The organism is Psychrobacter sp. AT9, from assembly GCF_047272965.1.
Taxonomy (GTDB): Bacteria; Pseudomonadota; Gammaproteobacteria; order Pseudomonadales; family Moraxellaceae; genus Psychrobacter; species Psychrobacter glaciei.
The window spans coordinates 529,634-541,265 of record NZ_JBKOTW010000001.1 but is presented as its reverse complement, the minus strand read 5'-3'; the positions used below and the strand labels follow the sequence as shown (position 1 = coordinate 541,265).

The following is an 11,632-nucleotide window of genomic DNA, read 5'->3' as shown; positions in this document are numbered from 1 at the left end:
GTTTATCATCAGCTCAACAGTTCTACTGCTATCTAAAATAAAGTAGTATCAAATAAGATAGCAGCACCATGCTTGGCTTGAGAATATTTGCGGTTTTAAAATAAGTATTATTTAAAAATAACCCTTACTTAAAAAATATTATAAATTCATTTTTTGGTTAGAACATGCTTGGGATATCTAGATTACGAGCGAGTTTTAGGCAAGCTTGGCAGTTTATGCAGCTGATTAATCATCAGCTCTGCTGCTTTTTGTTCAGCAATACGGCGACTTTCACCCGATTCAGTAATATCAGGGCAGTTACTAATATTTACCTGACAGCGCACCACAAAAATTTGATGCGGTGCATTGCCACGGGTTTCCATAAGCTCATAATGCGGCAAATCAAATTGCTTAGATTGTAGCCATTCTTGCAAGCGGCTCTTAGCATCTTTTAGAGCTTTCTGGTCATTGACATTATCAATCAGGTCTCCATACCATGAGAGCACGCAATCACGAGTAATAGTCATATCCTGACTGTCTAAATAGATAGCACCAATCAGCGACTCTACGGCATCCGCTAATATAGAAGCACGATTACGACCACCACCTTTACGCTCCCCTATCCCTAATATTAAATGATTGGAAAGCTCTAAATTTTGAGCAATGATGACCAGCGATTCTTGGCGTACCAAAGTGGCACGCATACGCGTCAAACGCCCTTCGTTTTGACTGGGATAACGATGATATAGAGCCTCACCCACAATCATACCCAATAATGCATCGCCCAAAAACTCTAAGCGCTCGTAGTTTTTTTTGCTATCAAACGAGCGATGAGTCAGTGCCAGCTTGGGAAGTGTTAGATTATTAAACACATAACCCAGCTTGCGCGTTAATATGGCCAAGCGTTGGATGAATTCTGAGCTAACAATAAGCGTGTCGACAGACGTGTTATTTGTTTGGGGAGTAGGAACCGCCTGAGAGTGCTGCGAAGTTGGTTTCATGCGTGGCTTGTGGTTATCCCTTTTGTTTTACTGAGGTAATTGGTTAATAATGACTGGTTAATAACGATTAATTAATAAAAAATATGGTCGTAAATGATGTTTGACGAATAAATAAGAAATGAGCTATATACTCATTCAGGCTACTCTGCCATGGTTGCGTCAATATCACCTTCGAAGCGATTGACAATATCGACATTACCGAAAAGGTTATTGGTTTGTTCGTATTTCTTATAGATAGCCAACTGACCCGTCTTTTTATTAGTGAAAGTAAACACGTCTTCTGCATTGGTATCATAATCAGCATTGATAGATAACTGCCGATTCACACGCTCGACGAATTGCTTGGCCGTCTCACCTTTGTCATTGGCTTCTTTGAGCTCCATTCCTAAAAGCTTAGTCAGCTGATAATCACCGATCTGTGCTGGTACAATAGCAATCATCAACTTGACGGCAATACCGAGAACAATGATAAATAATACAATGCTAGTCACGCTAGCGCCGCGCTGGGTAGACAAACCAGATAACTGCTGCACCATAACACCTCTCAACGGGTAAATTGCTATATTTTTATTAGATACCTCAATAACACTAAGTATCCATTTATTAAACCATTAGACAGTCACAATGATTGGATATTTAACATTATCGGATCATCATAATAGTAGCACGAAACTATTGTCCATAAATAAACACGCTGTTGTTCCATGACTTTAATCAATAGAGCCATTACGCGAAAAGGTGGGTACGTTGAGACCAGGTGGCTTATGCATCCAAATATAAACGGCCTTGCCTGCTAGGTTTTCATCAGGGACAAAGCCCCAAAAGCGACCGTCAGCACTGCGATCACGGTTATCACCCATCACAAAGTAATTACCTTCAGGAACCGTAATACGCCACTCGTTCCCTTCTGAGCTAACCACTTCTGGTGACTGCTGCTGCAAAAACGGCCCATACTGCGAACTATTCATACCATTCAAGTAGCGAACGAGATGCTCATGCTCACCCTGTGTTTCTTGAAAATACTGCGCCTCACCTTCTTCTTGTTGACCCATTGCTGCAGCGTTTTCTTCCGTAAGTACTTGCCCTGGTGCAATTTGTCCTGGGGGATACAGCTGTGCAGTGAGCTCAGCATTGGCATCAAAATCGATTGATTTGGTTGCTACTGGTACGTCATTGATAGCAAGCGTGCCTTGATCATAGCTGACCGTATCACCCGGTAAGCCAATGACGCGCTTGATATAATAAATACTTGGGTTTTCTGGGTAACGAAATACCGCCACATCGCCATGTTCAGGCGCGCCTGTATCCAATACTTTATTATAAGTCAGTGGTAAACGCACGCCGTAGGCATACTTGTTGACCGCAATAAAGTCGCCCGTATATAACGTCGGCACCATAGAAGATGATGGGATATTAAAAGGCTCAATCAAAAACGAGCGCACTATTAATACCACTGCCAATACAGGGAAAAAATCGTAAGCCCAGCGTACCAATAAGCTCTCTTGACCGCGACCACGTGTTTTGCGCTGTTTAAACGCTAGCTTATCTAATAGCCAAATAATACCCAAGCCAATAGTTAATGGCACTAAAATCAAATTAAAATCGAAATCCATACTAAATTGCCTATTAACGAGCTGCTTATCTGACTATTTAAATTTATAAGACTAGCGATGATTATACGTATATCAATATCTTAATCGACTTGCAATACTGCTAAAAAGGCTTCTTGTGGAATTTCCACATTACCCACTTGCTTCATGCGCTTTTTACCTGCTTTTTGTTTGGACAGCAGTTTCTTTTTACGAGAAACATCACCACCATAACACTTGGCCAATACATCTTTACGCATGGCTTTGACAGTGCTACGCCCAATGATTTGACTGCCAATAGCAGCCTGAATCGCCACGTCAAACATTTGGCGTGGTATCAATTCTTTCATTTTAGTAACAAGCGCATTACCACGGTAACGAGACTGGGTTTCGTGCACAATCATGGCTAGGGCGTCGACTTTGTCGCCGTTAATCAGCACATCTATTTTGACCAGCTTGTCGACTTGGTAACGTTCAAAGTTATAATCAAGCGAGGCAAATCCACGTGACACAGACTTTAGGCGATCAAAGAAATCCATCACCACCTCGCCCATCGGAATATCAAATATCAGCTGAACTTGACGTCCCATAAAGCGCATATCAACTTGGACGCCGCGACGCTCAATACATAGCGTCATAACGTTACCCAAATAATCTTGCGGTACTAAAATCTGACAGCGGGCGATCGGCTCACGAAACTCTTCAATGTTATTAGGTTCAGGCAGTCTTGATGGGTTATCGACATAAATAATACTGCCATCTTTTTTTACAATCTCATAAATAACCGACGGTGCCGTGGTGATGAGATCCAAGTCATACTCACGCTCTAGGCGCTCTTGGATAATTTCCATGTGTAGCATACCCAAAAAGCCACAACGGAAACCAAAACCAAGCGCATCTGAGGTATCTGGCTCAAAAAACAACGAGGCATCGTTAATTTGCAATTTTTGCAACGCTTCACGGAATTTTTCGAAGTCAGTAGATTCAACAGGGAACATACCGGCATAGACTTGCGGCGTTACCTGCTTAAATCCAGGAATACGATCAACATCAGGCGTTTTGGCATGGGTAATCGTATCACCAACGGGCGCACCAGCAATATCTTTAATCCCGGCAATAATAAAGCCAACTTCACCGGCTTCCAAAACACCCGTATCTAGAGGTTTCGGTGTGAAAACACCAATAGAGCCGACCAAGTGCGCCTCTTTGGTGGACTTGATATAGAGCTTGTCACCTTTACGTATGGTTCCTTGACGTACACGTACTAAAGAGACCACACCCAAATAATTGTCAAACCATGAGTCAATAATCAACGCTTGTAGCGGGGCTTCACGGTCGCCAGTGGGTGCAGGAATAAAAGCAACCAAAGCCTCTAGTAATTTATCCACACCAAGACCAGATTTCGCTGATACACGTGGAGCATCGACAGCATCGATACCAATGATGTCTTCAATCTCTTGAATAACACGCTCAGGCTCAACTTGTGGTAGGTCAATTTTGTTTAAAACTGCCATCACTTCTAAGCCTTGATCGACTGCGGTATAGCAGTTAGCGACCGATTGTGCTTCCACGCCTTGCGCCGCATCTACGACCAATAGCGCCCCTTCACAGGCAGCCAATGAACGCGAGACTTCGTAAGAGAAATCAACGTGGCCTGGCGTATCAATAAAGTTGAGCTGATAGCGCTCGCCATTTGGGTGGTCATAAAACAAAGTCACTGACTGCGCTTTGATGGTGATACCGCGCTCACGCTCAATATCCATTGAGTCGAGTACTTGCGCCTGCATTTCACGGTCTTGCAAGGCACCGCACATTTGAATGAAACGATCGGCAAGGGTCGATTTGCCATGATCAATGTGGGCAATGATAGAAAAGTTACGAATATTGGCTAATGCAGTCACAAAGCGCCTACTAAATTAAGGGTGATAGAATAATGATCGGTTCGCAAAAAGGGCAATAACATCCATTGCTGCGACGTACCGATATATGCAGGTATTCTAGCAGTTTTCCACTGTAAAGTAAGGCGATTTTATTAGTAGGAATTGGAATGGCTGCTGACACTAACGACTGAATAGCGTTAATGGTTAAATAAGCGCTTAATTTAGCATTTTATAACGCAACGTTGAACGCTAAATTAATCAAAGAACATTGATAGCCAACTCCTGCTTGATGAGCTATTTAGCCGTATCAGAGATTGCGCTGGTGTCTCTATCTGTTTGCTTTAGATATTTGTACATCCATGGCGATCGACCATAAAAAGCCCCATTGATTTGTGTCTGCTCGATCAGATATTCACGGAATCTTAAATAGAACTCATTATCTGGGTCTTTAGGATGCTGCCAAAAATCATCAAGCGGCTTTGGGTCGGTCAGTTTTGGGGTGTCGTAAATCGCCCGACCCATCACCTTAGTCGGTTTTTTGTGGTATACCGACTGCAATCCTGTTGTACTGTTAATCGTCACCATGCCGATACTATGCTTCATCAAGGTTGGTAGATGCATATCGCAGCCATAAAAGACGCGGTGACTGACCTGATAGCGTGTGGCTAAACTGGAGACCAATTCACGATAGTCTCGATGACCACGATCTAAGGGATGGTGTTTAAATACCAATAACTGTGTCTGATTCGCATGACTTGCAAAGCTTGCAATGGCTTCATCAATAAACTGTACTATGTCATGATAATCACTATGATGGGTAATCTGCGAGTCATTATGGACTTGTAAGCTGATCAAGAAATAATTATCACTTTCTTGTTTGGTCAGCCTCTTTTGTAGTTGTTTATCAGGTAAATACCCTCGCAATTTACGCCATGGCGCTTTGAGCCACGCGATTGCCTCTTGCCATGCCGTCATGCCACGGTAATGTGAATAATGCGGATAGCGGCTTTTGTATAGCCAAGCGATAACATAATAAACAATAGCGGCAATACTTAGCCGATAAAAGCGATTATGTGTATAGATTGGATGGTCATTGGCCTTTTTGAGCGCTTTAATATCTTCAGTATTTAGGCGTGAATAGCCATTAATACCATACTCTTGCAAGGTAATATAATCAGGTCGTAAATAGCCTTCTTCGAACACAAAAAATGAGGTGCCTAATTTTTCACTGATACAGGACGCTTGCGTATGATGTGGGCGACAGTCACCAAAACATACAATCGCATCAATATTATGCTCAGCAATAAAAACCTGCAACCAAGATGAAAAGTGCGCCAAAGTACCCGTATATTCATGCGTATTGGGATGGCTATAAAAAAAAGCATCGCCTGCATTAAAGTTTATTTTACTCACTTGAATATTTTGAGTTTGCAAAAATGTAGAAAAACGGTCAAAAAATCCGCCCATCTTTCCCTGTAACAGCAAAACGTGTCGATGAGTAAGCAAATGAGACATCGAAGCTGCCATAGTATTGAGTTACCATTAATTGAAGGATAGAAGATCAAAGCAAGCGTGGTCGTTAGACCGTGTGAATAGACATTAATTATCAATGATTATACCGAAAAAGCCCATACTTGTCGCAGTGGTTTTACATCACGTGTTTAGATAAAATTAACGAAGCACTCTACGTAGACGCTGCTGCCATTGATAACGCTGCTGCATAAAACGGGTGGCAGCTTGGCGCTTCAACTGACTGGGTACGGCTGAAATTTTCTTGGAAATAGAGATTGTTTTGACCGAATTATTATTTATTTCATTTTGCGTTGCGGCAAAAGCGTTATTTTTTGGCGGGTACAAGTAATCAATGACTTGCTCGACTTGCGCCAGCCCATAACCATTGGGAAGTCGATATAAAGGATAGTCTATCAACGTGCAATGCAGCAGTTGTTCAAGTGTCAATGCTGTGTCTCGTTTGCGCCTGCTTAGATACTCCGCTTTTAATGGTAGCTGTGCATCAATATCAGTCGTTAGGCCCCAGCCTGCATAAAACGGTAAACCGTAGCAAGTCACTTTTAAGCCACGTAACAAGGCTTCAAACCCCGTCAATGAACTCATGGTATGCACCTCGTCGACACCCTCTAAACAGTCCGGCATCGCTGTATCATAAGCGACCGCTTGAACTTGTTTTAGATGCGCCTCTCCTACCTTACCTACGCGCAAGCCCGCCTCAACATCTGGATGAGGCTTGTAAATCAGATAAGCCTCTGGATTGTCTCGCTGTACACGCTCAATCAAGCCGTTATTGGTCTTTATTTCTGAACCACAATATTGCACCGATAAATCATCTTCGACTTGTCCAACGATAAGAATGCGGTGTTTTCCAGATACCTTTGCATTATGTACCCAAGAAGTATGCTGGCTATCAGCACTGCCTATATCGGTCCCAACATTGTATTTACTCACCCGCTGATTAAGCAACTTATCTTGAAGTTGTTTTATACGCCTACTTTGCTGTGGGCTCATCGCCTGACAATGACGTAATAACGTTTCCAAATCTGACGGCTGCGTCGCGTCATAGTAGATACCTTGCTTGTCTATAACCACTGACAATGGCGCCAGCAAGGTCGCACCCAAACCGTTTGAGCGAATAAACCCATCTTCCATGCAGTAAATAGGCGGCATCGGTGAATGCTGCTGCTTGGAAATCTTGGTATGTAGTTTTTTTTGTACCTGTTGACGCTTGGCTAAGCCCCATACCAATAGCGGCTGCTGATAATTGACGCGTAAGTGATCAGGGTGCAGCAAATTCTTGAGGCGTGGTTTGGGTTTTATAAACAGAGTAGTACGGGGCAGATGAACGAAAGCCTTCACAAACGGCAGCTTCCAGCGGCTAAACTCATATACCGTTAAATTACCTTCAAGACATCCTTGCCAATAGCGATTAGTCACTAGCCATTCTATCGCTGTATCAATGTCACAGGCTTGCTTGGTGGCTGGATCTACATAGCGGCTGTAATCGATATAGGCGCTATAAAATAACGTTTCTAATGTAGCAGATATTTTTTTAGAAAATGATGTAGGAAATGATTTAGGAAATAATGCAGGAGTTGAATTCCCCTTAGCCTCTCGTAGTTTGGTGGCAAGTTTTTGACGACGTTTCTCGACCGCTTTAAGCAGATTTTTGGGTGCACCGCTATCATCGGTCAGTCCCCAGCCACTATACCAATTAACACCAAAGCAATGTACTGCTTTACCGAGCATCAACGCTTCAAAGCCCATATGCGAGCTAACGGTATAAACATCGCTAACTTGCGTTAATAATTCGATAGGGTTGAGCGCCTGAGTCAATAGTCGGACGTTTTTTGGTAACTTTAAATTGGTCAGATATCCTGATTTTGAGGCAGGGTGAGCCTTGATCCAAATATGAGCATTTGGATGACTACGGCATGCAGATTTTAACATCTTCTTAAACTGACGTTTGTTCGCACCAGCACCTTTAATAGACGCGTCGCCAACCACTTGGTCAATCAATAAAACATGCGATGTTGAAGCGCTTTCTTTTGGATTTGTATTTTCTTCATTAGCCAACTTGTCCAATGATGGACAATCGATAACTGAGTTATACTTGCTAAGCTTTTCGTCGCATATGCGTACCATCAGTTGTCGAGCGCGTTCTCCATCTATACTTTTATTATTGGTCGTAATAGCCTTTTTAATACGCTCAATAATCAGTTGCTCAAGGCGTGAGTGCTGCGTTAAATCAAAGTAAATACCAATATCATCAGTGACGACGCTCAGCCCATAGCGGCTACTGAGCCCTGAATCTAACGACCGTAAAAAACCATCCTCGATACTTAATGTAGGAATATCTTGGCGTTTGGCAGCATGCTTTGCTCGTTGATAGCTTTTCTTATGACCCCAGCCGATAAAGGCATCAGGGGTTTCAACCCTTATATTAAGACGTTGTTGCAAGCTTGACCAAGGATACCAACGCTGAATGTCTGCTCGTAGGACGCTCGATAGTAAAAGGTTATTACGGCGCATACCTTTACCGACTACCGCCAGACGTTTTGGTACTTTGGGTTTTAATACCTCATGTTCCAATACCTCAGGCTTCAATAATGGCGAAAATAGTGCGTCATCAAAGGTAGACATTCCTTGCATCTCATCCTTATGCTTTACACTTTTTGCCATTCTCGATACCTTTATTAGTCATTGATGTCTCAATCTACATAACCAGTATGAACCGTTATAGATCTAATACAACCTTAGCCGCAATTGCCAATTGATAGATAATTTGCGATAAGCCACGAGCAATTTCCACACGCTTGGTTTTGACTTTCGGGAGCACCATAATCTCATCACCCTGCTGAATACGGTAGGCAGTGTTGACCACTTCACTAGCGCCATTTTGATGAATAATCAAAATTTCTTTAACGTCGGCATTATCAGAGAAACCACCAGAATTGGCAACATAATCACCAACGGTATAATCAGGATTAAAGGTAAGTGCGCCTTGTGCTCGTACTTGACCATTAACTGTAATGACTGATGTTTGCGCTGGTATCTCAATAATATCGCCTTGTTGCAGAATAATATCCTGCCACGAGTTTGGCACAACAACAATCTGACCATCAGTCTGTACATTACGCGCCTTGGCGACGAACTGCTTAACCAGTGCAGCATCATCTTGGCGTAGTGCTGCTTCTTCACGAGTCGTTGACTGAGTGGCTAGTGTTAACTCTTCCAAACGATCAAGCGATTCATTAATCATGCGTTTTTGTTGTTCAGCAACAGATTGACGATATATGGTGAGATGCGTCAGTTTCGCCAGTGGACTCGGCTGCAATTGAGGGACGATATCTTTTAGGCGAGCACCGTATGGTACAACCATCGCGCCATTACCCGTATGCGCACCTTTCACCTGTACAGCGATTGTGCCTGCATAGCGATCTGAGGTCACTACCATTTGATCACCATTATAGACAGGGACATTCTGCGCTTCTGCAAGGGAATAATACTCTGCCGTTTGCGCTCGTCCTGCACTGCGAGTGATACTAACGTTGGTGGCATTCGCTGCTGGACTGGCCACTTGTAATACGTCACCAATGGTCAAATCATTCACATCAAATTCAAAGGTGTATTCATTCTGAACTTGCCCGCCCACTACAAACGTTTTTTTCTGCGGCGCAACCGTAATCACATCACCGTCACGAAACGCAAATGATTGCAGTTTACCCGCCAGTAAAAAATCATATAGATTGACTTGCTGTAGCATTTGACCATTGCGCTTGATTTGGATATCAATATAACTACCACGTGTTGGGTCGACGCCACCTGCACGATCTAAATAAGACAATACCGAATCTGCGGCAAGTCCACCGTAGTAACCAGGTTGTTTGACAAAGCCAGTTACGAAAACTTTAACCGGTTGTGCTTGCTCTAAAGATGCATAAACACCAACGTTCGAGCGGTAAATGCGACTGACAGCACTCTTGACCACGTTTTGTAGACTGCCATTTTGCACACCAGAAATACGGACTGGGCCCACATTTGGCAAAAAGATATTACCTTGCGGATCAACGGTTGTTGTTGCCGCATATTGATACGCACCCCACATCCGCACCTGTACATTATCACCAGGGTTGATCACATAGCTGTCGTTGAAAGTAGAACCAGAAGTCGTCGAGAACGCACCACGAAATAACTGTTCGCCAAACATCAAATCTTGAGTATTGATGTCTTGATAAGGTCGTGTGGTGTTAATAACCGACTGACTCGGTAAGCTTGCTGCAGCGACTGCCTCTTGAGTCGTTGCTTGACCTGGCACACCGCCAGCAAAAGCTTGCGTGGAGACATTGATATTGCTGCGGTTTTGGTCTTGACTCATGCTATTGCTACTAGTGCCAAAGCTAGATCCTGATATTTGATCCGCATAACTGGTCGCTGCGAGTGCTGAGATGCTGGTCGCAGCCATCGTCAAGCTCATTACCTTAATCATCGTCACGATAGGACGTGGTTTCATGTTCATGCGTTGTATTCCTTTGCAGATCTGTCGATCATTACTGGTATCTGGTTTGTCAAAACTGCCTTGATCAAATCTAGCTACGATGGTCACGAACCACTGCCATCACTAAACGTACGAAGCCATAAAGCATCAAAAGCAATGCAAGCGATGTCCAAATAATATAAATGTGACGTGGATATGATGACTCTTCAGCTTCATAAGGGCTTGAAATCACAATCAAGTTTTTCATCTTTTTGAAGGCTTCTAAACGTGCCTTTTCAAGCGATGATAGTGACAATTTATATAGTTCAGTGGCAAACTCAACGTCGGCTTTAATCGTCTCAAACTGTACCGCTTGACGGTTCAATTTGGTGGTGTTTGGTGAAGTTAGTTTGGTTTGCTCTTGATTGATTTGTTCTTCAACCGCTTTTATCTGACTTCTTAATGACACTACTTGCGGTGCATCTGGATTCAAATAGCTGAGCAGTTGTCGCTCTTCTGTGCGCAATGAGCTAAGCTGCGCTTGTAAGCTACCAATCAGCTGATTGACAATTTGCGCATTGGCTTGCGGATCATAAATCTCATTTTCGTTTTGATAGTTAAGTAGCTGTTCTTTGGCTTCATTCAAGCGAGCTTGTGACTCATCGAGTTGCGTCTCTGCAAATACTAGCTGATCACGAGCAACCTCTTGTGAGATACGGTTTACAAACTGCTCAGACTCACTCAAAATCGCTTTATTAAGCTCAAAAGCATAATCAGAATCAAAGGCCTCTGTCGATACTGAAAGCACATAGCTTTGTTCGTCAAGATTGATATGGACACGGCTTTTGAAATATTCGAGTAAATCTTCTTGCGAGGCATCAGGGTCAATTTCATTGAGAGGATCCGAGCCATCGACATGATAAGCTTCTCGGAACTTGAACTTGTTATCGAGGCGCTTCACCATATCGTTAGACAAGATATATTCAGTCAGATAGGTGGCATCTTCTTTACTGGTGCTATTCACACCCAATAAGGCCGATAAACCGCCACCAGAGGGCACACTAGACTCGCTTACTTGTTTCACAACCACGTCAGCGGTCGAGATGAAGCGCGGATGTGCAAGGGTCATGACATAAAATATCACTAGCACCCAAGGGAGGACCACCAAGCCAATAAACAGCGAGAAGTCAATTA

Annotated in this window: 8 protein-coding genes; all 8 read right to left on the bottom strand. The window is 43.2% G+C overall.

The window, feature by feature from the left end; all coding sequences use genetic code 11:
- Window positions 1–182: 182 nt before the first annotated feature.
- Window positions 183–980, bottom strand: coding sequence for a ribonuclease III (gene rnc / locus ACMFL8_RS02255; RefSeq protein ID WP_010201782.1), 798 nt, complete (start codon window positions 978–980; stop codon window positions 183–185).
- Window positions 981–1,120: 140 nt separating this feature from the next.
- Window positions 1,121–1,516, bottom strand: coding sequence for a DUF4845 domain-containing protein (locus tag ACMFL8_RS02250; protein WP_010201783.1), 396 nt, complete (start codon window positions 1,514–1,516; stop codon window positions 1,121–1,123).
- A 174-nt stretch (window positions 1,517–1,690) separates the two neighbouring features.
- Window positions 1,691–2,593 carry a signal peptidase I gene (gene lepB / locus ACMFL8_RS02245; protein WP_189582723.1) on the bottom strand — a complete coding sequence of 301 codons (903 nt, stop codon included), beginning with the start codon at window positions 2,591–2,593 and terminating at the stop codon, window positions 1,691–1,693.
- 80 nt (window positions 2,594–2,673) lie between these two features.
- A complete protein-coding gene (gene lepA, locus ACMFL8_RS02240; RefSeq protein ID WP_189582726.1) occupies window positions 2,674–4,470 on the bottom strand; it encodes a translation elongation factor 4 in 1,797 nt (598 codons plus the stop codon).
- Between the two features lie 273 nt (window positions 4,471–4,743).
- On the bottom strand, window positions 4,744–5,976 hold the full coding sequence (locus ACMFL8_RS02235; RefSeq protein WP_413189981.1) for a capsule biosynthesis protein: 1,233 nt from the start codon (window positions 5,974–5,976) through the stop codon (window positions 4,744–4,746).
- A 144-nt stretch (window positions 5,977–6,120) separates the two neighbouring features.
- Complete coding sequence (locus ACMFL8_RS02230) at window positions 6,121–8,643, bottom strand: capsular polysaccharide biosynthesis protein (RefSeq protein WP_413189980.1); 2,523 nt, start codon at window positions 8,641–8,643, stop codon at window positions 6,121–6,123.
- A 55-nt stretch (window positions 8,644–8,698) separates the two neighbouring features.
- On the bottom strand, window positions 8,699–10,480 hold the full coding sequence (locus tag ACMFL8_RS02225; RefSeq protein ID WP_201592707.1) for a polysaccharide biosynthesis/export family protein: 1,782 nt from the start codon (window positions 10,478–10,480) through the stop codon (window positions 8,699–8,701).
- 70 nt (window positions 10,481–10,550) lie between these two features.
- On the bottom strand, window positions 10,551–11,567 hold the full coding sequence (locus ACMFL8_RS02220; RefSeq protein ID WP_413189979.1) for a capsule biosynthesis protein: 1,017 nt from the start codon (window positions 11,565–11,567) through the stop codon (window positions 10,551–10,553).
- Window positions 11,568–11,632 lie beyond the last annotated feature (65 nt).